The 20651-nt window shown below is 63.3% G+C and carries 23 protein-coding genes; 10 read left to right on the top strand and 13 right to left on the bottom strand.

Annotated elements, in window-relative coordinates:
- Positions 1 to 159: 159 nt before the first annotated feature.
- The 3 genes from GWC77_RS13635 to GWC77_RS13625 form a co-directional block, all read right to left on the bottom strand.
- A complete protein-coding gene (locus GWC77_RS13635; protein WP_173257541.1) occupies positions 160 to 609 on the bottom strand; it encodes a universal stress protein in 450 nt (149 codons plus the stop codon).
- 60 nt (positions 610 to 669) lie between these two features.
- Entirely contained in the window at positions 670 to 1602 is a 933-nt protein-coding gene (locus tag GWC77_RS13630) for a 1-phosphofructokinase family hexose kinase (protein WP_173257539.1), read from the bottom strand.
- Between the two features lie 71 nt (positions 1603 to 1673).
- The gene (locus GWC77_RS13625) at positions 1674 to 2711 is read right to left on the bottom strand and encodes a zinc-dependent alcohol dehydrogenase family protein (RefSeq protein WP_173257537.1); all 1038 of its coding nucleotides are present in this window, start codon (positions 2709 to 2711) and stop codon (positions 1674 to 1676) included.
- Between the two features lie 171 nt (positions 2712 to 2882).
- On the opposite strand from GWC77_RS13625, the gene GWC77_RS13620 reads away from it, so the two are divergent.
- Positions 2883 to 3722, top strand: a complete 840-nt coding sequence (locus GWC77_RS13620) for a universal stress protein (RefSeq protein ID WP_173257535.1) — start codon at positions 2883 to 2885, stop codon at positions 3720 to 3722.
- 26 nt (positions 3723 to 3748) lie between these two features.
- A complete protein-coding gene (locus tag GWC77_RS13615; RefSeq protein WP_173257533.1) occupies positions 3749 to 4120 on the top strand; it encodes a DUF3564 family protein in 372 nt (123 codons plus the stop codon).
- Between the two features lie 59 nt (positions 4121 to 4179).
- Here GWC77_RS13615 and GWC77_RS13610 read toward each other — a convergent pair whose 3' ends face one another.
- Positions 4180 to 4392, bottom strand: coding sequence for a DUF2964 family protein (locus tag GWC77_RS13610; protein WP_254366948.1), 213 nt, complete (start codon positions 4390 to 4392; stop codon positions 4180 to 4182).
- Between the two features lie 273 nt (positions 4393 to 4665).
- Here GWC77_RS13610 and GWC77_RS13605 point away from each other — a divergent pair, with 273 nt between their 5' ends.
- The 4 genes from GWC77_RS13605 to GWC77_RS13590 are packed head-to-tail and all read left to right on the top strand — an operon-like array spanning position 4666 to position 9555.
- A complete protein-coding gene (locus GWC77_RS13605) occupies positions 4666 to 6435 on the top strand; it encodes an alpha/beta hydrolase (RefSeq protein WP_254366947.1) in 1770 nt (589 codons plus the stop codon).
- Between the two features lie 11 nt (positions 6436 to 6446).
- On the top strand, positions 6447 to 7406 hold the full coding sequence (locus tag GWC77_RS13600; protein ID WP_367949045.1) for a bifunctional enoyl-CoA hydratase/phosphate acetyltransferase: 960 nt from the start codon (positions 6447 to 6449) through the stop codon (positions 7404 to 7406).
- Complete coding sequence (locus tag GWC77_RS13595; RefSeq protein ID WP_173257529.1) at positions 7403 to 8611, top strand: acetate/propionate family kinase; 1209 nt, start codon at positions 7403 to 7405, stop codon at positions 8609 to 8611. Before GWC77_RS13600 ends, GWC77_RS13595 begins: the two co-directional genes overlap by 4 nt.
- Complete coding sequence (locus GWC77_RS13590; protein WP_173257527.1) at positions 8611 to 9555, top strand: LOG family protein; 945 nt, start codon at positions 8611 to 8613, stop codon at positions 9553 to 9555. The genes GWC77_RS13595 and GWC77_RS13590 overlap by 1 nt, the downstream gene beginning before the upstream one ends.
- A gap of 82 nt (positions 9556 to 9637) precedes the next feature.
- Here GWC77_RS13590 and GWC77_RS13585 read toward each other — a convergent pair whose 3' ends face one another.
- From GWC77_RS13585 to GWC77_RS13575, 3 genes are all read right to left on the bottom strand, one after another.
- Positions 9638 to 10288 carry a BON domain-containing protein gene (locus tag GWC77_RS13585; protein WP_173257525.1) on the bottom strand — a complete coding sequence of 217 codons (651 nt, stop codon included), beginning with the start codon at positions 10286 to 10288 and terminating at the stop codon, positions 9638 to 9640.
- Positions 10289 to 10332: 44 nt separating this feature from the next.
- Positions 10333 to 10767 carry an Hsp20/alpha crystallin family protein gene (locus GWC77_RS13580; RefSeq protein ID WP_173257524.1) on the bottom strand — a complete coding sequence of 145 codons (435 nt, stop codon included), beginning with the start codon at positions 10765 to 10767 and terminating at the stop codon, positions 10333 to 10335.
- Positions 10768 to 10980: 213 nt separating this feature from the next.
- Positions 10981 to 11727 (bottom strand): beta-ketoacyl-ACP reductase, encoded by a 747-nt coding sequence (locus tag GWC77_RS13575; protein ID WP_173257522.1) that lies wholly within the window; start codon positions 11725 to 11727, stop codon positions 10981 to 10983.
- A gap of 317 nt (positions 11728 to 12044) precedes the next feature.
- On the opposite strand from GWC77_RS13575, the gene GWC77_RS13570 reads away from it, so the two are divergent.
- From GWC77_RS13570 to GWC77_RS13560, 3 genes are all read left to right on the top strand, one after another.
- Positions 12045 to 12551 (top strand): universal stress protein, encoded by a 507-nt coding sequence (locus tag GWC77_RS13570; protein ID WP_173257520.1) that lies wholly within the window; start codon positions 12045 to 12047, stop codon positions 12549 to 12551.
- A complete protein-coding gene (locus tag GWC77_RS13565) occupies positions 12548 to 13375 on the top strand; it encodes a universal stress protein (RefSeq protein ID WP_173257518.1) in 828 nt (275 codons plus the stop codon). The genes GWC77_RS13570 and GWC77_RS13565 overlap by 4 nt, the downstream gene beginning before the upstream one ends.
- A gap of 108 nt (positions 13376 to 13483) precedes the next feature.
- Entirely contained in the window at positions 13484 to 13828 is a 345-nt protein-coding gene (locus tag GWC77_RS13560) for a c-type cytochrome (protein WP_173257516.1), read from the top strand.
- 193 nt (positions 13829 to 14021) lie between these two features.
- On the opposite strand, the gene GWC77_RS13555 is transcribed toward GWC77_RS13560, so the two are convergent.
- Complete coding sequence (locus tag GWC77_RS13555) at positions 14022 to 14774, bottom strand: hypothetical protein (protein ID WP_173257514.1); 753 nt, start codon at positions 14772 to 14774, stop codon at positions 14022 to 14024.
- Positions 14775 to 15040: 266 nt separating this feature from the next.
- On the opposite strand from GWC77_RS13555, the gene GWC77_RS13550 reads away from it, so the two are divergent.
- Positions 15041 to 16033: a succinylglutamate desuccinylase/aspartoacylase family protein gene (locus GWC77_RS13550; RefSeq protein WP_173257512.1), complete on the top strand. Its 993-nt coding sequence runs from the start codon at positions 15041 to 15043 to the stop codon at positions 16031 to 16033.
- Positions 16034 to 16077: 44 nt separating this feature from the next.
- On the opposite strand, the gene GWC77_RS13545 is transcribed toward GWC77_RS13550, so the two are convergent.
- From GWC77_RS13545 to GWC77_RS13525, 5 genes are all read right to left on the bottom strand, one after another.
- Positions 16078 to 16392: a hypothetical protein gene (locus GWC77_RS13545; protein ID WP_173257510.1), complete on the bottom strand. Its 315-nt coding sequence runs from the start codon at positions 16390 to 16392 to the stop codon at positions 16078 to 16080.
- 249 nt (positions 16393 to 16641) lie between these two features.
- Positions 16642 to 16917, bottom strand: a complete 276-nt coding sequence (locus GWC77_RS13540; RefSeq protein WP_173257508.1) for a hypothetical protein — start codon at positions 16915 to 16917, stop codon at positions 16642 to 16644.
- Between the two features lie 144 nt (positions 16918 to 17061).
- Entirely contained in the window at positions 17062 to 18054 is a 993-nt protein-coding gene (locus GWC77_RS13535) for an ABC transporter permease (RefSeq protein ID WP_173257506.1), read from the bottom strand.
- Between the two features lie 7 nt (positions 18055 to 18061).
- Complete coding sequence (locus GWC77_RS13530) at positions 18062 to 19057, bottom strand: ABC transporter permease (protein WP_173257504.1); 996 nt, start codon at positions 19055 to 19057, stop codon at positions 18062 to 18064.
- A gap of 35 nt (positions 19058 to 19092) precedes the next feature.
- Positions 19093 to 20640 (bottom strand): sugar ABC transporter ATP-binding protein, encoded by a 1548-nt coding sequence (locus GWC77_RS13525; protein WP_173257502.1) that lies wholly within the window; start codon positions 20638 to 20640, stop codon positions 19093 to 19095.
- Positions 20641 to 20651 lie beyond the last annotated feature (11 nt).

Below are 20651 nucleotides of genomic sequence, written 5' to 3'. Positions count from 1 at the left end.
AGTAACCCTATCGTGAGCATAGGCGGCCGTGCCGCGCAGTCACTGATCCGCGTCAATGGATCGCTTCACAGACGCCTCGGCGCGAGTCCGCCCCGATCGATGCGGAGTCGCGCGGGCCGGGAATCGGCCGGTCGTCTCGTCTGCTCAGCGGGCGTTCGATCAGGCGGTATCCCGCGTCATGAGAACCGGGCAGTGCGAAAGGCGCAAAAAGCGCTCGGCCACGCTTCCCAGCACGAGACGGCGCACACCCCGGCGCCCGTGCGTGCCCATCGCCACGAGATCGGCACCGTGGCTTTCGGCGTATCTGAGCAAGCAGTGCGGCACGTCATCCGCCAGACTTTCGGTTTCGACGGCCTCGACTTCGCCCGCCACGTGCTGTGCCGCCATCGCCTCCCGCGCGGCGTCGAGCGCCGCGCCGCCGTTGGCGCGCAATCCCTCCATCAGCGCGACCGGATCGTAGTATCCGGCATACAGGAAGAGCGGCGACTTGTCGACGATATGCACGACGCGCAGCTCGGCATGCGCCAGGTTGACCAGGCGCAGTGCTTCGTCCAGCGCGCGTTTCGATGACCCACTGCCATCCACGGCAACCAGTATCTTTTTGTACACGATTCATCTCCCATCGCTGTCGGGCAGCGGCAATCGACACCTTCGCCGGAGGGCCTTGGCTCATCCGATGACGATGTCACGATATAAACGCTCGATATCTTCTTTTTTGCAAAGTTCGGTGCCCGCATTCAGCAGCGAGGCGCACGCCGCCGCCAATCCATAGCGAAACGCTTCTTCGAGCGGTGCGTCGTGATCGAGCGCCCAAACGAGTGCACCCAGAAAGCTGTCGCCGGCACCGATTGCGCTAGCGACGGGCACGCTCAGCGCCGGCGCGCGCAGCACGGCGCGCTCACTGACGAGCAAGGCACCCAGCCCGCCGAGCGTCAACACGACCGCGCGGGCCTGTCCCGCATGCACGATCGCGAGCGCCGCCTCTTTCCATTCGGTCTCGTTGGCGAGCGGCCGGCCGGTCAGTTCACGAAGCTCGCCAAGACTGGGTTTGACGAGAAAAACGCCCGCATCGAGCGCCGATCGCAAAGCAGGTCCGGACGTGTCGAGCACGACCCGCGTTCCCTTCTGCCTCGCCGATCCGGCCAGCCTCGCATAGATGTCATCGGGAACGCCCGGAGGCAAGCTGCCGCTCAAGACCAGATAGCTCGGCGGCGGGCCGAACGCATCCAGCCGCGCGATGCAGCGTTGCCATTCCGCCTCGGCGAGCGTGGGCCCAGGCAGGACGAAGCGAAACTGGCGCCCGGTCGACTTCTCGTAGACGGAAAAGCTTTCGCGTGTCTCCCCGGCGATCTCGATGCACTGCCCGCGCACGTTCTCCGCCTCGACGAGGCGCCTCAGTTCCTCGCCGAACGGGCCGCCCGCCAGATAGACAGCCATGCAATCGCCGCCCAGCCGTTCGATGACGCGCGCGACGTTGATACCGCCGCCGCCCGGATGCCTGAGCGCCGTGTCGCATCGGAGCTTGCGCGTATCGATGACCTGTTCGACGGCGGTCGAAACATCGAGCGCGGGATTCAGCGTGAGGGTCACGATCCGCGGCATCTGTCCTCCGTTGGGCTATCGCCGCGCGGTGCGGACACGACGCCGAGCGCGGCCAGTTTCTGCGCCAGCCATCATGTTTCGATGAGCACTTTCAGCGCATGCGTGTCGGCGGCGTGTCCAAACGTCTCGTAAGCTTTGTCGATCTCGCCGAGCTTGAAGCGATGCGTGATGAGCTGCTTTGGATCGAGCTTGCCCGAACGCACGGTCTTCAACAGCATCGGCGTGCTCACCGTATCGACGAGGCGTGTCGTGATCGCGATATTGCGATCCCACAGCTTCTCGAGATGCAGATCGGCTTTTACGCCGTGCACGCCGATATTTGCAATGATTCCGCCCGGCGCGACAATCGCTTCGCACAACTCGAAGCTCGCGGGCACACCGACGGCCTCGATCACACAGTCGGCGCCCACGCCCTCGGTCAGCTTCATCACTGCCGCAGCGGGATCGAGCGCGCCGATGTCGATACAGTCGGTCGCGCCGAACCGCCGAGAAACCTCGAGGCGATTCGTATCGCGGTCGATCATCACGATTCGTGCGGGCGAGTAGAACTGAGCAGTCAATAGCGCGGCGAGCCCTATCGGACCTGCGCCTACGATCGCCACTGTGCTGCCGGGCTCGACTTTCCCGTTGAGCACGCCGCATTCGAACCCTGTCGGGAGAATGTCCGACAACATCACCAGCGCGTCTTCGTCGGCACCCGCCGCAATGTGATAGAGACTGGTATCGGCGTGTGGAATCCGCACGTACTCGGCCTGAGTCCCATCGATCCGGTTGCCCAAAATCCAGCCTCCCGTCGTGCAGTGCGAATACATGCCGCGCCTGCAGTACTCGCATTTTCCGCACGACGAAATGCATGAAATCAGCACATGGTCACCGGGCTTGAACGACGTCACGGCAGAACCGGCCTCTTGAACGATGCCGACGCCCTCATGGCCGAGGATGCGGCCGGGTTCGCATGTCGGCACGTCCCCTTTGAGAATGTGCAAATCGGTTCCGCAGATGGTCGTGCGGGTGACCCGCACGATCGCGTCGGTCGCATTGACGAGAGCCGGCGTCGGGCGATCGTCGAGCGAGCATGCGCCGGGACCGTGATACACGAGAGCTTTCATTGCTGGTACCTCCATGGAGCCAAAGGTTCGTTCTGCATACGAAACACCTTAAGCCTTGGCGAAACACCCCGGATTGATTTGCGTCAATCAGTAGAACTCGCCGCGCTCCTAGACTGGGAAATAGTTGAGCACCCATTCGGTATCGGGATTCCATTCTTGGGAGCAATGGCAATGAGTTACAAAAGCATCCTCGTGCACCTCGATCCGAGCCAGGCTGTGCACAACCGGCTGGAACTCGCGCTATCGCTTTCCAGGCAGTTCGACGCTCTTCTCACGGGGTTTTTCACTGTCTTCAGGCCGGAACCCGGATCGTTCTACGTGATGGCAGGCAACGCCGACTTTTACAGGGACCTCGACCATCGGCGCGAGGAGCGCAAGGGCGCGCTCGAGCGCCTGTTCCGCGCCGAAACGTTGCGCCTCGGCGTCGCGGGAGAATGGCAATCGTCGACGGAATACGCCAATCGGTACGTTCCGCAGGCGGCTCGTCTGGCCGATCTGGCCATCGTCGGTCAATACGATCCCAGCGACCCCGAGTCGTTCGTCGCTGACCAATTCGTCGAGAATCTGGTGCTCTCGTCGGGACGCCCGGTATTGGTCGTGCCATATGCCCGCCAATTCAAAAGCATCGGCTCGCGCGTTCTGGTTGCGTGGGACGGCAGTCGGGAGGCCACCCGCGCGTTACACGATGCATTGCCGTTTCTGAGCCGCGCGAAGCAAGTGACCGTGCTCACGATCGACGCGCTGAAGAGCGAGCCCCCGTCGAGCCGGATTCCCGGTTCCGATATCGCGGCGATCGTCTCGCGTTATGGCGCCAACGTCGCCACGCAGGATGTCGAGGGTATGGAGGGCGTGCCGACCGGCGAAGCGATCCTCTCCCGAGCCGCCGACCTCGACGCCGACCTGCTCGTGATGGGTTGCTACGGCCATTCGCGCTGGCGCGAATGGGTGCTCGGCGGCGCCACGCGGTCGATTCTCAAATCGATGACGTTGCCGGTGCTGATGTCGCACTGACAGGAAGCCGTCGACAGGAGACTTCAATGAGAATCACCCTACACCTCGATACATTCGATACCAACCCTGGCGCGTACGCCATTCTTTGGCTGGACGACGCTTCGCTCAAATGGTCGCGCGAAGCGCACGCTGGCCTCGCGCTACCCGCGTGGGGAACCGTGCGCACGGAGGCGGGCAGGACATTGATACTGGACGCATCCGGCACGCGGCAGTTATGCAAGCTCGAAGGGTTGGGCCTCGGAACCGATGGGGGACCGTTCGAGGGCGAAGTCGGCCGTGTGTCGTGGTGCAATCGGGGTTCGACGAAACGAATGCAGGGCGATTGGCACGTGCAGTGCGTCGACTGCGAAACGAGCGAACCCGAATTCGGCGTCTTTGCCGATGACGAAGCCGCTTGACGCGCTATTCGCGACACGCGCATCGCCGGCCACTGTCAACGCCTTCCGGAAGACCTCGTTCACTTCCAGGAATCCGGGTGCGAGTCGTCGTCGAGACCCAGGAGTGGGTTGAGCAGGAACACGAACGCCGCGATACCGATCACGACGGCCGCCGCACCGTAACGGACGACACTATCCCGATCGAATAACAGCCCGTGAAGCGCGGCAAGGATGCCCGAAATCGCGACGAATACCGCCAGCGTCGCCAATACGATTCGAAAGTTTGCTCGCATGATCGAACTGCCCCCACTGTGCACGCATCGCATCGCGCGCGTCCTCGGTTCGCGTTGCCTGCGCGACGGCCCGCTGCAGACGCCGGAGCCTTCATCTTCGCCGGTTGGCCGTACGCCTCGTTGATATGCGTCAATCGAGCGCAAAGTGAGGACCGAACCACCGCGTACGTTCACACGAATGTCCGAATGCAGCGTCGCGTACGTTGACGTAGGTCATACCTGCCCGCGGCCACGTGTGTAGAGTGAATTTCAGGCCGAACCGAAGGATGCTCGATGGATACGCGCAGCAAGGAGAAAGACCCGATCGACGACGCCGCGCTCACGCCCGGCCTTTTGAGCGACAGCCCGTTTCGTGCGCTCGACCATGCGAAGGAAGCGTGGATCGCGCAAGCGACCGGCGGTCTATCTCCGGCAGCGCTCGCACTCGCTCTTTCCGACTGGTTCATTCATTTGCTCGCGGCGCCCGGCAAGCGGATGGAACTCGCTGCACTCGCTGCGGGCCAAGCGCGCCAGCTACTGGACTTCGCACACGGTATCGCTTCTGTCGATACGGATCTGCCGACCGACGATCGGTTTAGCGCCCCCGTCTGGCAGATCCCCCCATTTCACGCTTGGCAGTACGCGTTCAGACTGACCGAACAATGGTGGTGCGCGGCGACGCACGAGATGCCCGGCGTGACGCGCCATCATCAAGACGTCGTCTCGTTCGCCGCCCGGCAATGGCTCGACGTTCTTTCGCCGGGCAACTTTCCGCTGACGAATCCCGAGGTCGTTCAACGCACGGTCGAGACCTTCGGCGCCAATCTCGTACAAGGTACGTTGAACGCGCTCGAAGACGCATCGCGCGTCGCGGCCGGCCAGCCGCCCAAGGGAACACAACGGTTCAAGCCGGGCGTCGATGTCGCCGTCACGCCTGGGCGCGTCGTCTTTAGCAATCACCTGATCGAGTTGATCCAATACCGCGCATCGACCGCCAAAGTTCACGCCGAGCCGATACTGCTCGTGCCCGCGTGGATCATGAAGTACTACATCCTCGATCTTTCGCCGCACAACTCGCTGGTGCGCTATCTCGTCGACGAGGGGTACACCGTCTTCTGCATATCGTGGCGCAATGTCGACAAGGAGGATCGCGATCTCGGATTCGACGACTACCGTCGCCTCGGCATCATGGCTGCGCTCGACGCAATATTGCAAATCGCGCCCGGGCGCAAGATCCACGCGGCCGGCTACTGTCTCGGTGGTACGTTGCTCGCGATCGCGGCTGCCGAGATGGCCAGCCGCCGCGACGAAACGCTCGCGTCGATTACGTTGTTTGCCGCGCAAACGGACTTCAGCGAACCGGGCGAACTGCAGCTCTTCATCGATGAAAGCCAGGTCTATTTTCTCGAGAGCAGCATGTGGGAACGTGGCTATCTCGGCGGCGAGCAAATGGCGGGGTCGTTCCAGCTGCTGAAATCGAACGATCTAATCTGGTCGCGTGTCGTCCACGATTACCTTCTCGGCGAACGCGAGCCGATGAGCGACTTGAAGGCTTGGAACGCGGATCGCACGCGCATGCCCTATCGCATGCACTCGGAGTATCTGCGCAAGCTCTTTCTCGGCAACGACCTCGCATCTGCGCGATACGAAGTTGACGGTCGGCCCGTTTCGCTGCGCAACATCCGCGCGCCGATGTTCGTCGTCGGCACCGAACGCGACCATATCGCACCATGGCGCTCCGTCTACAAGATTCACCATCTCTGCGATACCGACATCACCTTCGTACTGACGAGCGGCGGCCACAACGCTGGCATCGTCAGCGAGCCGAACCATCCGCGCCGCCATTACCGCATCGAGACCACCGGCGCCACGGATCTCCGAGTGGGTCCGGACGAATGGATGGCCTTCGCGGACCGACATGACGGTTCGTGGTGGCCCGCATGGAGCGAATGGCTCGCTGCGCGCTGCGGCGCGAAACGCCTCCGCCCGCCAGTTTGCGAGGCGCTGGATGCGCAAGGCCATGCCACGGCAGACGCTCCTGGCACCTACGTTTTCCAAACATAGAAGGGATAACCGTGAACGACGATCTTTCGCGCAGCCGGCTCACGGGTCACGGTCGCTACGAAGCATTCATTCGCAGCGCACGGAGCCGGCCGCCGCTGCGAACCGCGATCGTGCACCCCTGCTCGCCCGAAGCTATTCGGGCCGCCGTCGAGGCGCGCGACGAAAATCTCCTCGACCCGGTTCTGATCGGCCCGGAAGCGAAAATCCGGGCGGCCGCGGATGCTGCCGAGTGCAGCCTCGAACACATCACGATCGAAGCTGTCGCGCACAGCCATGCCGCGGCCGCCAGAGCGGTCGAACTCGGTGCGTCCGGAGCCGTGGCGGCGTTGATGAAAGGCAGCCTGCACACCGATGAGCTGCTCTCGGCCGTGGTCGCACCGGGCTCCGGCCTGCGAACCGAGCGGCGCGTCAGTCATGTTTATGTCATGGATGTTCCCGCTTATGAAAAACCGCTCGTCATCACGGACGCGGCCGTCAACATTGCGCCCGATCTCACGCAAAAACGCGACATCTGCCAGAACGCAATCGACTTCCTACGGTTGATGGGCATCGACGAGCCGCGCGTCGCGGTCGTGGCGGCCGTCGAAACCGTGAATCCCAAGATGCAATCCACGCTCGATGCGGCCGCGCTCACGGTCATGGCCACACGCGGGCAGATCACCGGCGGCCTCGTCGATGGCCCGCTTGCTTTCGACAATGCGGTCAGCCCCGCGGCCGCAATGACGAAGGGCATCGTTTCGCCGGTCGCGGGCCGCGCCGACATCCTGCTCATGCCCGATCTCGAAGCCGGCAATATGCTCGTCAAGCAACTCATGCTGTTTGCCGGCGCGGACGGCGCGGGTCTCGTATTGGGCGCACGCTTACCGATCATCCTCACTAGCCGCGCCGATTCGCTGCGCGTGCGCCTGGCGTCGGCCGCGCTCGCCAAGCTCGTTGCCGAACGCACGCACCACGACGCCGCCGCATCATGAGCGATCCGTTTCTCCTTACGTTCAACCCGGGCTCATCGACGATCAAATGCGGGCTGTTTCGCGTAACCAGCGGCTCGCCGATACGCATTGGCAGCGGCAACATCGATTTTCGGAGCGCACCGTTGTCGCTGAACATTTCGAATGGTGGCGAAGCTGTGCGCGTGCCGTTACGCGCACCGCTCACGGAGGATCTGCATGCGGTCATCGATGAAACGCTCGAATGGTTCAAAGACCATTTTTCGTTGAACGATTTCACGTTGGTCGGGCATCGGGTCGTACATGGCGGCGACCGATTCAAAGGCCCCGTCGCGATCGACGATCGCACGCTCGCCGCCATCGAGGAGCTCGTCCCGCTCGCGCCGCTGCACCAACCGCAAAGCGTTCGGCTCATTCGTGCCATCCGAACGCTGCGGCCACACTTACGCCAAACGGCATCGTTCGATACCGCATTTCATCAGGGGCAACCCGATCTCGTGCGGCGCTTTGCGATCGCCCGGCGTCTTTTCGACGAGGGCATCAAGCGATACGGCTTTCACGGCCTGTCATATCAGTTCATCGCCTCGCAACTCGCTCGTCATTTTCCTGCGCTTGCGCATGGCAAGATCGTCGCAGCCCACCTGGGGAGCGGAGCGAGCCTCTGTGCGCTCGAGCGCGGTGCGAGCCGCGACACGAGCATGGGGTTTTCGACGCTCGACGGCGTTCCGATGGCAACGCGATGCGGCGCGCTGGATGCCGGTGTCGTGCTGCACCTGCTCGGCCAGCGCCAGCTCAGGCTCGCCGAGGTTCAAGCATTGCTCTATCACGAATCCGGCCTGCTTGGCGTCTCGGGCATCAGCGCCGACAGCCGCGAATTGCTGGCGAGCGCGTTGCCACAAGCGCGCGAAGCGCTGGACCTGTTCGTCTTTCGCATTGCCGGCGAAGTCGCCAGGCTGGCGACCTCCATGGGCGGACTCGACGCACTTGTTTTTACAGCCGGCATCGGAGAGCACCAACCTGCCATTCGAGCGGCGGTCTGCGAACGCCTGGCATGGCTTGGGGTTCGGATCGACGCTCCGTCGAACGCACGCGACGCGCGCGTTATCAGCGATAGCACGAGCAAGCTAGACGTGCTCGTGATCGCGACTGACGAAGAGCAGGTGATCGCGCAAGAGGCTGTATCCATTCTTGATGGCCAGCGCTCGGCGACAGCGTTGGGAGGCACCTAATGAAAGAACACGCCGGCACAGTCACCGAGCCGCATGCGGCATTGCCGCGTTCGGCGGAACTCGACGCGATCGCGCCTACTCCGGCCGCCGATGACCAGGACGTCTCGCTAGTCAGGGCACAGCAGGAAGCCGCCGAGCGCGTGCGGCAACTGATCGCGAGCCCAAGCTACCGGCAGGCCGACGAAGACCGGGCCTTCCTGTTGCGCCCCGAGATGTGCGGCGTGCGCCTGCAACTGGACTTCTGGAAGACGGAGGAAATCCTGCAGCGCCACGGCATCGAGCACACGATCGTCGTGTACGGCAGCACCCGGCTCATCGAGCCTGCGGCGGCGCAGCAGCGCCTCGACGCGGCGCGGCAAGCGCTCGCCGGCGCGCCCTCGGATCCACAATGCCGAAGAGCAGCCGCCATCGCCGAGCGACTGCTCGCGAAGAGCGCGTACTATTCGATCGCCCGCGAATTCGGTCGACTGGTCGGACGCGCGTGCGCGTCAGGCGCACCGCCGCAGCTCGCGATCGTCACCGGCGGCGGCCCGGGCATCATGGAGGCCGCCAATCGCGGCGCATTCGAATCCGGCGCACCGAGCATCGGCTTGAACATCTCGTTGCCGCGCGAGCAGCTCCCGAACCCCTACATCAGTCCCGACCTTTGCTTCAAGCTCCATTACTTCGCGATCCGGAAGCTCCATCTGCTCGAGCGCGCCAAGGCCGCCGTGTTTTTCCCCGGCGGCTACGGCACGTGCGACGAACTGTTCGAGGTGCTCACGCTCCTGCAGACGGGAAAGATCGCACCGCTGCCCGTGGTGCTCGTCGGCGAGCAATACTGGCGGCGTGCGATCGACTTCGATTTCCTCGTCGAGGAAGGCACGATCGCCGCCAGCGATACAGCGCTGTTCTCGTTCGCTGAGGATGCCGAGGAGATCTGGCAGTCGATCGCACGCTCATGAGGATGGCTGCAATCCACGGGCGAAAACGGCGCGTGTGCCGTCCTCGCCCATGAAGCACTAGCTACCAAGAGAGCCCGACATCTCACCCGACGACGAGATTGTCGATCACCGCGTGCACGCCCGGCGCGGACCATGCGGCGCCACGAGCGGCCGAGCGCTCGGCGTACGAACCCACCGTGCCGGTCAGCGTCACCGTGCCGTCGCGAACCTTGATCTGGATATGCTTGGCTTCTCGCTCGGCATGCCGCTGCATCGCCTTGCCGATCTTCTCCGCGACATTTTCTGCCGCCTTCGGGCCAGCCACGTCGATCAGGTTCGTCACGCCGGTCACGCTGCGCATTTGGCCGATCGTGCGCCCGGCGAGATAGCTCAGGTGGGCGTTGGCGAGCTCGCCGCGCAACGTCACCCAGCCATTTTCGACCTGCACCTGGATGGCGTCTTGCGGAACCCCGACGGTCCAGCGCAGCAGCGAACGCACTGCATTGGCGATGTCTTCGTCGGTATGCACGTCGTCGTGCGGCAACCGGACATGCATCTCGACGACCACGGCCTTCACGCCCGCGACTCTTTGGGCCGCCTTCTCGGCGGCGATCTTTTCCGCGTAACTCGAGGGGTGGCCCGACAGCGTGACGATGCCGTCCGTCACCTCGACGCCGATCTGCGCCGAATGGATCAGAGGCGAGAACTCCAGTTCCTCTTCGACTTCGTGCTTCAGTTGCTTGTCCGTTTTCATCGCGCCCTCCTTCGGGCCACATGCGCAATCGTGCTGCCTGACGCTCAATTGATCTGCAGACGCTTTTGCTCGGTGTCCTTCTTCTTTTGCAGCGTCAGCGTCAGCACGCCATCCTGATACGTCGCGGACGATGCGCCCTCGTCGATGTCGTTCGCGAGCGAGAACGAGCGGCTCATCACACCCGAATAACGTTCGCGGCGAATCACCTGCTCTCCTTGCTTCAGTTCCTTGTTGCGCTCGGCCTTGGCGCTGATCGATACCACGTTGCCGTCTATTTTCACGTCGATGTCTTCCTTATTGACGCCCGGCATCTCGGCTTTCACGGTATAAGCGGCATCGCTTTCCGAAACGTCGATCTTGATGTCCGAGAGCGGCGCGCCGCCTTCGAGCGTCAGGCTGCGCATCGGCCGGAAGAAGCCCTGGAACAGGTCGGCCACCGGCTCGAGCGAAAACGGGTCATAACGGGTCGGGCTGCTCATAGCACTCACTCCTTGGTGGAAACTCACAACACAGGTGCGTGCGCACCCGTGACAGTGCCTGCGTCTCGCGCTCCGGCAGCTTCGTGCCTCGTCGGTTGCATGAGACCATGCACGAACTACTCTAGCCAGTGTCGTCGCCAGCCGATTGACTTGCGTCAACTCGCAGCCATCTGCGCTGCACCGCCGTAAAGGCGCTCGCGGTTCCTATTTTTTTTACCGCATATGCATGCCGCCGTTCACCGCGATATCAGCGCCCGTTACGAACGCTGCATCGTCCGAACAAAGGAACGCCACGAGCGCGGCGACTTCATCGGGGCGTCCGAGTCGACCAACCGGAATCTGCGGCAAGATGTGCTTTTGCATGACGTCCTCGGGCACCGACGCAATCATCGCCGTATCGAGGTAGCCGGGCGATACCGTGTTGACCGTCACGCCGCGCTTGGCGACTTCGAGGGCCAGCGCTTTCGTGAAACCGTGCACGCCCGCCTTCGCGGCCGAATAATTCGTCTGTCCAAAAGCACCGCGCGAGCCGTTCACCGACCCGATATTCACGACACGCCCGAAGCCGCGCTCCACCATCCCGCCGATGAACGGCTTCGTCACGTTGAACAGAGCGTCGAGGTCCGTGCGCATCACCGCATCCCAATCCGCCTTCGTCATCTTCGCGAGGGTGCTGTCCCGCACGATGCCCGCGTTGTTGATCAGCACGTCGACTGTGCCGTGATCGGCGAGCACACGTTTCGCGCATTGGTCGCACGAATCGAATTCGACGACGTCCATCTCGTAGGCGTAGAACTTGCGCCCCGCGTCGCGCTCGTGCATGAGCCACGTCGACACGTGATCGTTGCGCTCGGAATGCGACATCGCGACCGTCATCCCCATGGCGTGAAGACGCCGGCTGATCGCCGCGCCGAGGCCTCCCATGCCTCCGGTGACAAAGGCAACCCGTTTAGCGGACATGCTGTTCTCCTCGAAAGAGAAATGCGCTGGACACCGGCGCGGCGTATCGGCAAGCGTCGTCAGCGGCGCAAAGAATTCGCTTGACGAGATCACTGTACGCAGCCGCTTTCGCACGCAGTTGATTTCCATCAATCAAACGTGAACCGTCCCGATGCGCTCTATGCGATTCGCTCTATGCGATGCGTTCCAGCATCGGCGGATTGTGCATCGGGAGCCCATGCTCGATTGATCTGTGTCAATCCGCAATAAAACGCCGCTTCTAGACTCTTAATTACGCAAAGGCACTTCCGTTCCCTTGCAGACCAAGAGGTTCGATCATGTACCAACGCATCCTCGCGCCGATCGACGGTAGCGGCACAGCACAGCGCGCGTTCGAATTCGCGCTCCAGGCAGCCCGCGAGAACGGCGCAGAACTGATTCCGCTGTACGTCGTCGAGGTTCCGATCGCGGCCTATCAGGCGCCCGGCTTCAATCCGGCGATCGTGCGCGACACTTTGTTCGAAGAAGGCGAGCGCCTGAAGGCGGAAACACTCGCCGCCATGCAGCGGGAAAACGTCAAGGGCGAGCCGTACGTGGTCGAAACCGCCGTACCCGGCGGCGACATCGCGGAATGCATTCTGGAACAAGCGCGTGCCAACCACTGCGACCTCGTCGTCATGGGGACGCATGGCCGGCGCGGCGTCCGGCGGCTCATGCTCGGCAGCGTCGCCGAGCGCTTCTTGCGCATGGCTTTCTGTCCGGTGCTGTTGATTCCCGGCAGCGTCGAAGGCGCCGCCCCGGCGGCGGCTGCAGCGCCCTCCCAAACCGAAAAGGAACCGTCATGACCTATCAGACTTTGCTCGTCCATGTCGACGACAGCCGCCATAGCGAAGCGCGCGTGGACCTCGCGCTAGACCTCGCGCTCAAATACAACGCGCACCTGGTCGGCCTGTATGTGGTCTGCCAGGAGATATTCCGCCCGCTACTCAAGCGCGACGACAGCCTCAATTTGGGCACACTGGAAGCGCAAGGCGTGGAGCGCAGGTTGCGCGCACAGGAACAGTTCACCGCCGCAGCCAAGCGCGCCGGATGCCGGTTCGAGTGGCAGGCGCCCGCGGGTGCCGCGGTTGACGCCGCCACCTTGTACGCCCGCCATGCGGATCTGCTGATCGTGGGTCAGGAAGACCCCGACGACCCGGCGTCGTATGTCGCTCGCAATTTCATCGAAGATCTCGTCATGACAGCCGGGCGTCCCGTAATCGTGGTGCCGTACGCAGGCCGCGTCGCGTCGTTCGGCGAGAACGTCGTCGTGGCGTGGGACGGCAGCCGTGAAGCCGCTCGCGCGCTCGCCGACGCGCTGCCGATCCTCAAACGCGCGCGCTTCGTAACGGTCTCGACAGTGGTGAAGCACCCGGACAGCGACGAGCCGGCGGGGTTCGACGTCTCCGGTTATCTCGAGCGGCACGGCATACGTGCGGGGTTTGCCTCGATACCGCGCGCGTCGGGTGTCAGCACCGGCGCGACGCTCCTTAACCAGTTGAGCGACGTGCACGCCGACCTGCTCGTGATGGGTGCCTATGCTCATGCACGCGCACGGGAGCAGGTGCTGGGCGGCGTCACGCGTACGATGCTCGAAACGATGACGGTTCCCGTGCTGATGTCCCACTGATTCACCGCGCGGCCGGCGCCGTATGCGAGAAGCGCACTCGACGTGCGTCGGTCTGCGCCTGGCCGTATCCCAACTTTCACGCTGAGCGCGTCTCTTCCGGAAACAGCAATGAATGTGCGGCAAAAGCAATATGCAACGGGTACGGTCTGGCTGGTGGCTGCGGTGTTCGGCTCGTCGGCATTCGCGCAGCAGCATGAACCCACCGAGCTGATCGATCAGCAGCATTGCATGTTCTGCCATACCGTCGACGCGCCGTTTCTTGCGCCGTCGTTCCATCAAATCGCCGACCGCTATCGGGACAAGCCGCACGCCGCCGCAATGCTCGAGCACAAACTACGTCTGGGCGGAAAAGCGCACTGGGGCGACACGTCGATGCCGCTGCCCGCGGATCGCGGCGGCCCGCTGTCGCCCGAGGACGCGCATACGCTTATCCAATGGGTGCTGAGCCAGTAATGACGAGGGCACGCATGGTCGCCGGCACCAGGCTAAAAATTTCCCGCTGCGCGATGTTCATAGCGTTGCGCACACGGAGAAGACAGTCGGGCGTGCGTAGAATCCCCTGCTGAATTCGACGGGGTCTGCCGGGGCCACCCGCGATGAGCAGGCCTTGCGTTCACGCGCCGCAACGGATGCGGATACCCCGAGCCTATCGGCTCAAAGCCGATTGGGCGCGCTGCAACCACTCGCTGTTGTGGTCACGGGCGTAACGCGTCCAATGCCTCGCATCGTGCACGATCTCGGCGTAAAGTTCGCGCGCTCGCCGACGATCGGCGTCGTCGCCCTGCGTCGCCAGCCAATCGGCGTACAAGCAACGAGGCGCTGCATCGCTTGCGCTGGCGAGCGCGACCTCGAATGCGGCGCGCGTGCCCGGTGCGCCGATGGCCGCCAAAGCTCGTGCGTACAGCAAGGCGGGTTCGGATTGCTGACGGGCGACGGGATGAACGGCGAAGAGCCTTTCCAGCGTCTCCTGCGTACCCGCGGCGTCGCCGTTGGCAAACTGCGCTCGCGCCAATCCCTGGAGCAAGCCCGGATCGGACGAGAACGGCCCCGTAGCCGCCGCTCGGTAATGTTCGAGCGCTTCGGCGGCGTTTCCCGCATCGAGCAGCGCGGCACCGAGCCGCATGCGATGCGCGACGGTCGGCGCGCGATCGAAAGCCACGCGCGCCTCGCGTACAGCTCGATCCGGATCGACGAACTGCGAGAAGGCCCGCGTTGCCGCCCTCGCTCCACGCGACTGGCGCAGGCTGGGCAAGTAAACAACGAACAGATAGACCAGACTGCCTAGGCCAGGGAAGAGAAACAGAATCACCAACCAGTACATGTTCTGCTGCGTGCGCACGGCATGCACCGCAAAAATGAGGGCGATGACGATGTGGATGCTTATTCCGAAAATACGCATTTGGAGAAGCTCGATCGTGGTCCGTTGTCGACGGTGCGCCGGCGAATCGGCGAACGCCATTGTGACAGAAGTGATGCCGCGCTCTCTCCAATGGCGAACTACCGGGCAACGATCGAATGGGCGCACAACGGGCGGGCGCTTCGCATAGCGTTCTTTCAACGGCACAGCGGTCCCCCACAAGACAAAAAGATCATCCTATGCAACGAGGGCCGGAAGATCGATCATTTGTAGTCCAGGTATCGCTGTCAGCGAGGGCTGAAACAAAGATGAATAGCTACCCGATCGAAGTCGATTTCCCCGACATTGCCGCGCACGCGCCTGGCAATACCGGTATCCCGTACCTGTACACGTTCGATTCGGGCGTGGCCGGCCCGCACGTCATGATCAACGCCCTCACGCACGGCAACGAGGTCTGCGGGGCGATCGTCGTCGACGAACTCTTGCGCGCACGGTTGCGCCCCCGTCGCGGCAAGCTCACGCTGTCGTTCGCCAACGTAGCGGCGTATGCGCGATTCGATCCCGCCGCGCCGGACCGGGCGCGCTTCGTCGATCAGGACTTCAACCGCGTATGGACCGCGGCGAAGCTCGACGATCTCGCGACGCGTTCGGCGGAACTGGACCGCGCCCGCGCGATGCGGCCGGCGATCGATACCGTCGATCTGCTGCTCGACCTTCATTCGATGCACGAGAAAAGCTCGCCATTGATCGTCGCCGGTCCGCTGCAAAAGGGCGCCGAACTCGCGGTCCGCCTCGGCACACCGGCCACGGCGATCCTCGACGAAGGTCACCCCGAAGGCCGCAGAATGCGCGACTACGAGGGCTTCGGCGATGAAGCGAGTCCGAAGAACGCCCTCCTGATCGAATGCGGGCAGCACTGGGAGCGAGGTGCGGTCACTGTCGCGCGAGACAGCACCGCGCGCTTCCTGCTGTTGGCGGGCATCGTCGACGAAAGCGATCTGCCGGCCGAATGGCTCAGGCCGCTCCCCGAGGAAATGCGCGTCGTGCGCGTCACGGAACCGGTCGTTGCGAAGAGCATGGACTTCCGGTTCGCCGCACCGTATACGGGCCTCGAAGTGCTCGAGAAGGCCGGCACCGTCATCGGGTGGTCAGCCGGTCAAGCCGTCACCACACCCTACGACGACTGCGTGCTCGTCATGCCGTCTCTACGCCAGTTGCGGCCCGGCGTGACAGTCGTCCGGCTCGGGCGAATCGAACAGCGCATCGCCCTTTCGCCGGACAAACAGCAACAAACAACGTAATTGCATGGTGTCGCGATCGGGTACGCGACCGAGAGCCGACCCGCTCAGCCACGCACCGGAACGCCATAAGCGCTGACGATGCGTTCATCCTGCTCGGCCGCCGAGAACGACTCCCACTCGAGCCCGTTCACATCGATGCTGCTCGAATAGGCCTGCACCGCATCGTCTTCGAACCCGACATGGCGCAACTGACCAGCGCGCTCCGGGTTCTCGTTGATCGAGAAGTTGAGCAGATCGGTGCGCCACATCGCGTACTGGCCCGGCACCACGGCGGACGGCGGCTGTCCGAGGCGGCGGCTATAGTCCGCAATGGATTCGTCGAGATTCGCAACAGCCAGCGCAATGTGAAAACGCTTCATGATGGGGTCCGCAATGAGTAGTCGACTTCAAGTCGTGCTCATCGTACCTGCGGCACACCCGCGCAACCAGTTCAGCGGTCATGCTGGTATGGACATTACCTGTCTGCCATGCCGGCCGGCCATGCGGATTCGAGCGTTCACGCAAAACAGCGCATCACTTTCGAGCGGATGGCGTGCCGACGCATGCAAATCGCACGACCTGACAGCGAAACAGCCTGCAATCGCGGAGCGCGGCACGCTCGTGAGTTTTTACTGCGGAATTTTGCCGGTCGCGGTACCTGAAGCGCCCTGCGGCGACATGCCCTGCTCACGCTTTTGCATCAGCGTGCCACCTTGTGGGGATGACGCTGGGTGGCTCGGATCCGCGTAGCGCGTGGTGCTGCCGGGCGCCTGCTGGCCGGGTTGTGTGCCTTGCTGCGTGGTGTCCGGCTGCTGGGCGGGCTGTGTGTTCTGGGCCATGGCGAGCGGGCTTGCGATGACCAGTTGCGCACAGGCGGCTATCAGTATTGGCCTGAAGAATTTCATGGTACCTCCCGGTTCGTGCGGATCGATCGAGTCGGCGGCAAGCCATCGTGCCCGCCGCCTCCCATCGATCCTTGCGGCAAGCCACGTGCCAGGTCTGGACGTGGACACGTGCCGTTGCACCGCATGATCCCGGCTCCCGCCACACTATCGCATCGCTTTCTCCCGCCCATACAGCATCATCATCACGATGATCACGAGCCCGAACACGACCTGCCGGAAGACATCGGCGGGCAGCTTGATGCCCATCGAGGCGAAATAATCCTGCGGCTGCAGCACCGAAAGAATCGACTGCAAGAGGGTAATCAGAATCACGCCGGCTACGGTGCCGAGATAAGTACCGCGGCCGCCGAGCACATTGGTTCCGCCCAGCACGATGGCCGCGATCGTGGGCAATAGATAGGGATCGCCCATGGCCTGGTACGAGCGGTTTGCCCATCCGGCCAGCAGCACGCCGCCGGCCGCCGCGCAAGCGCCGGAAAACGCGAAAGCGATCAACGTGACCCTCCGGCTATCGACGCCGGAAAGAAACACCGCCCGCTCGCGATTTCCGATTGCATAAATCTGACGACCGAATACGGTGCGTGTCAGGATATAAACGGTAATGGCCCCAAGCGCGATCCATACGAGCAGCGGATTGGAAAAACCGGGGATCCACTGACCACTGGCAAGCTCGATCATGAGTGGCGTCGCCCGGTCCTGAGGTGCGAACCCCCCGGTGTGATAGACCATGAGGCCTTGGGCGACGGCATTCATGCCGAGCGTGAAGATCATGGAAGGCGCCCGCAGATAAGCCACACCCCAGCCGTTCACCACGCCGATCAAAGCGCCGCATAAAATCCCGAACGGGACGGCAAGCGGTACGCCAAGCGCGTTGCCGAGAATGCCCGATGCGCCGGTGGCCATCATGCCGCCGATGCCGATCGTCCACGGAATCGAGAGGTCGATCTGTCCCATCAGAATCACGATCATCTCTCCGGTCGCAATCACGCCGAGGAACGCCGCAACCTGAAGTTGTTGACCGAGATAGTCGACGGACAAAAAGCCTGGTTTGGCAACGGCGCCCAACAAAAGGAGCAGCACGATGCAGCCAAATGCGATCAATGTCGCGACGTCGATCTTGGGCAAGGAACGAAGCATGGCGGCTTTAGCGATAGAGATCGAGCTTGTTGCGCACGCGCAGCAGGCGCAGCGAGCCAAGGCTGACGGCGAACAGCAACACCACGCCGACGAATAGCGGCTGCAGCACCGGATTGATGTTGAAGACAACGAGCAGATCGCCGACCGTGCGCATCACGAACGCCCCGAAGACAGAGCCGACTACGCCGCCCGAGCCCCCGAAAAGCGAGGTGCCGCCGATCACCAGCGCGGCAATCGAGTTCAGCGTATAGTCCCCGCCCAGCGCGGCACGCGCTTCGCCGGAATACGTCAGACACGTGAGCAACAGCCCGCCCACCGCGGCGAAGAGCCCCGCGAGCGTATAAGCGCAAAGCTTGGCTCGCGCAATCGGAACGCCGGACATATAAGCGGCCTGTTCCGACGAACCGACCGCATAGGCCGCTCTGCCTAGCGTGGAGTTCCGGTAGGGCATCCAGATCAGAACGACCGCCCCTACGATCAGCACCACCGACGAAGGCACGCCATAGGTCGATCTCGTCATCAGATCGGCGAAATCGCCGTTGACGTCACCGCCCGGCTGCGGTCGCAGCGCAAGCGCAATCCCAAAGTAGATCGCGCTCGTTGCAAGCGTCGCAATGAGGGGCTGCAGCCGCCCATAGACGACGATCAATCCATTCGCGAGACCGCATGCGAGACCTGCCGCGAGGACGCCGGCAATGCCGAGGATCGTCATGGCCGGACTGCCCGTGACGATGACCGATGCGAGGCAATTGGTCAGCATGAAGATCATGCCGACCGACAGATCGAGCCCGCCCGTGAGCACGGGCACGGTCTGCGCCATCGCAACGAGCGCCAATAGCGCACCCTTGTTCGCGGCGGTATTGACGACATCCGAGCTCAGCCCCGTCGGCTGCGCGGCGCCATATACCGTGAACATGATTGTGAAAATTACGGCCGCCGCGAGCGCGCCGCGCTCGGCGGCGAGCCGATATCGCCAGTTTTTGTCGCGCGCTCCGACCGTCATCTTCGCCCCTCGTTCCACCGTTGCATCGGCAACCTCTAAGCAGCGTTCGAAGCCGGCCGCTCGCCCGCCGAAGACAAGTTCAGCGCCGCACCCACGAGCGTGCGCTCGGTCAGCTCGGCGCCTTGCAGCATCCGGCTGATCGTGCCGTCGTAGAAGATGGCCACGCGGTCGCAGCAACCGATCAGTTCGTCATAGTCGGTCGAATAGAAGAGCACGGCCGTTCCCTGCTGCGCGAGCCGGCGCAGCAGCAAATAGATCTCCTGCTTCGTGCCGACATCGATGCCGCGCGTCGGATCGTTCAGGAGCACGATGCGCGGGCGCGTCATCAGCCACTTGCCGATCACCACTTTCTGTTGGTTACCGCCGGAAAGCGCGGCCACGGGACCGTCGAGGCCATCCGATTTGATGGCCAACTGCCGCACGAGCGCGTCGAGCTGCTCGGCCTCCGCCTTGCGGTCGATGCGGCCGAACCGGCTCAGCGTCTCGATCGCGGCAAAAGAGAGATTCTCGCGAACCGTCATCGGCAGCATCAGCCCTTCGTTCTTGCGGTCTTCCGGAATCAGCGCGAGCCCGAGTTCCGGCGACTTCGCCTGACGCGGGCTGCCGATTTTCACGGGCCGGCCAGCCACTTCGATCGTCCCCTCCACACCGATCAGCGCACCGAATAGTGCGAGCAGGAACTGTCGCTGGCCCTGACCGTCGAGACCGCCCAGACCGACGACCTCGCCCGGATAGACTTCGAGCGAAATATCGTTCAATTCCCCGGCCCAGGACAAGTTACGCACGGCAAGCGCCGGTGCTCCTTCGCGCCGCGTTCCGCCGAGCGGCGGGAAGGCACTCGAATACTCACGGCCGATCATCATTTCCACGATGGCATCGTCCGATCGCGTGCCGGCGGCGAAGGTTTCGATGTAGCGACCGTTGCGAAACACGGTGCATTCGTCGGCAAGCTCGGCGATTTCGTGCATGCGATGGGAGATGTACACGATAGCCATGCCCTCGGCCCGAAGCTGCTTCAGCAAGGTGAAGACCTTGGCTACATCGGCTGCTGTCAACGCCGAGGTCGCCTCGTCGAGGATCAGCACTTTTGGCCGCCGTGCCAGCGCCTTGGCGATTTCCACCAACTGCTGGCGCGAGAGCGGAAGCTGGCCTACGGGCGCGGCCGGGTGGATATCCTCGCCGCCGACCCGCGCCAGCATTTCCTGCGCCCGCCGCCGCTCCTGCGCGCGATCGATCAATCCGAGACGGCGAAGCGGATCGGCAATATTGATGTTGTCGGCCACCGTGAGATCAGGCAGCAGCGAAAGCTCCTGAAAGATGCACGATATGCCCGCGTCCGCCGCCGCGGCGGGCGTAGGGAAGCTGACCGGCATACCGCCAAGCACGATGCGCCCGCGCTCGGGTTGGACCACGCCTGAAAGGATCTTGATGAACGTGGATTTGCCGGCGCCGTTTTCGCCGAGAAGCGCATGAATCGAGCCCGCGCGACACGAAAACCGCACGTCCTCGAGCGCCCGGACGCCGCCGTAATGCTTCGACACACCCTCCACGCGGAGCAGTGGATCCGATGCTCCCTCCCCCATCGTCGTGCCTC

It is taken from the genome of Paraburkholderia sp. NMBU_R16 (genome assembly GCF_013282575.1).
In the GTDB taxonomy this organism is placed as follows: Bacteria; Pseudomonadota; Gammaproteobacteria; order Burkholderiales; family Burkholderiaceae; genus Trinickia.
This window is presented reverse-complemented; position numbering and strand designations above follow the sequence as displayed.

What these genes read in the sequence shown, in the direction of transcription:
- GWC77_RS13630 (WP_173257539.1), bottom strand. Translation starts at nt 1,602, where the DNA reads ATGCCGCGGATCGTGACCCTCACGCTGAATCCCGCGCTCGATGTTTCG.
- GWC77_RS13625 (WP_173257537.1), bottom strand. Translation starts at nt 2,711, where the DNA reads ATGAAAGCTCTCGTGTATCACGGTCCCGGCGCATGCTCGCTCGACGAT.
- GWC77_RS13620 (WP_173257535.1), top strand. Translation starts at nt 2,883, where the DNA reads ATGAGTTACAAAAGCATCCTCGTGCACCTCGATCCGAGCCAGGCTGTG.
- GWC77_RS13615 (WP_173257533.1), top strand. Translation starts at nt 3,749, where the DNA reads ATGAGAATCACCCTACACCTCGATACATTCGATACCAACCCTGGCGCG.
- GWC77_RS13610 (WP_254366948.1), bottom strand. Translation starts at nt 4,392, where the DNA reads ATGCGAGCAAACTTTCGAATCGTATTGGCGACGCTGGCGGTATTCGTC.
- GWC77_RS13605 (WP_254366947.1), top strand. Translation starts at nt 4,666, where the DNA reads ATGGATACGCGCAGCAAGGAGAAAGACCCGATCGACGACGCCGCGCTC.
- GWC77_RS13595 (WP_173257529.1), top strand. Translation starts at nt 7,403, where the DNA reads ATGAGCGATCCGTTTCTCCTTACGTTCAACCCGGGCTCATCGACGATC.
- GWC77_RS13590 (WP_173257527.1), top strand. Translation starts at nt 8,611, where the DNA reads ATGAAAGAACACGCCGGCACAGTCACCGAGCCGCATGCGGCATTGCCG.
- GWC77_RS13585 (WP_173257525.1), bottom strand. Translation starts at nt 10,288, where the DNA reads ATGAAAACGGACAAGCAACTGAAGCACGAAGTCGAAGAGGAACTGGAG.
- GWC77_RS13580 (WP_173257524.1), bottom strand. Translation starts at nt 10,767, where the DNA reads ATGAGCAGCCCGACCCGTTATGACCCGTTTTCGCTCGAGCCGGTGGCC.
- GWC77_RS13575 (WP_173257522.1), bottom strand. Translation starts at nt 11,727, where the DNA reads ATGTCCGCTAAACGGGTTGCCTTTGTCACCGGAGGCATGGGAGGCCTC.
- GWC77_RS13570 (WP_173257520.1), top strand. Translation starts at nt 12,045, where the DNA reads ATGTACCAACGCATCCTCGCGCCGATCGACGGTAGCGGCACAGCACAG.
- GWC77_RS13565 (WP_173257518.1), top strand. Translation starts at nt 12,548, where the DNA reads ATGACCTATCAGACTTTGCTCGTCCATGTCGACGACAGCCGCCATAGC.
- GWC77_RS13560 (WP_173257516.1), top strand. Translation starts at nt 13,484, where the DNA reads ATGAATGTGCGGCAAAAGCAATATGCAACGGGTACGGTCTGGCTGGTG.
- GWC77_RS13555 (WP_173257514.1), bottom strand. Translation starts at nt 14,774, where the DNA reads ATGCGTATTTTCGGAATAAGCATCCACATCGTCATCGCCCTCATTTTT.
- GWC77_RS13550 (WP_173257512.1), top strand. Translation starts at nt 15,041, where the DNA reads ATGAATAGCTACCCGATCGAAGTCGATTTCCCCGACATTGCCGCGCAC.
- GWC77_RS13545 (WP_173257510.1), bottom strand. Translation starts at nt 16,392, where the DNA reads ATGAAGCGTTTTCACATTGCGCTGGCTGTTGCGAATCTCGACGAATCC.
- GWC77_RS13540 (WP_173257508.1), bottom strand. Translation starts at nt 16,917, where the DNA reads ATGAAATTCTTCAGGCCAATACTGATAGCCGCCTGTGCGCAACTGGTC.
- GWC77_RS13535 (WP_173257506.1), bottom strand. Translation starts at nt 18,054, where the DNA reads ATGCTTCGTTCCTTGCCCAAGATCGACGTCGCGACATTGATCGCATTT.
- GWC77_RS13530 (WP_173257504.1), bottom strand. Translation starts at nt 19,057, where the DNA reads ATGACGGTCGGAGCGCGCGACAAAAACTGGCGATATCGGCTCGCCGCC.
- GWC77_RS13525 (WP_173257502.1), bottom strand. Translation starts at nt 20,640, where the DNA reads ATGGGGGAGGGAGCATCGGATCCACTGCTCCGCGTGGAGGGTGTGTCG.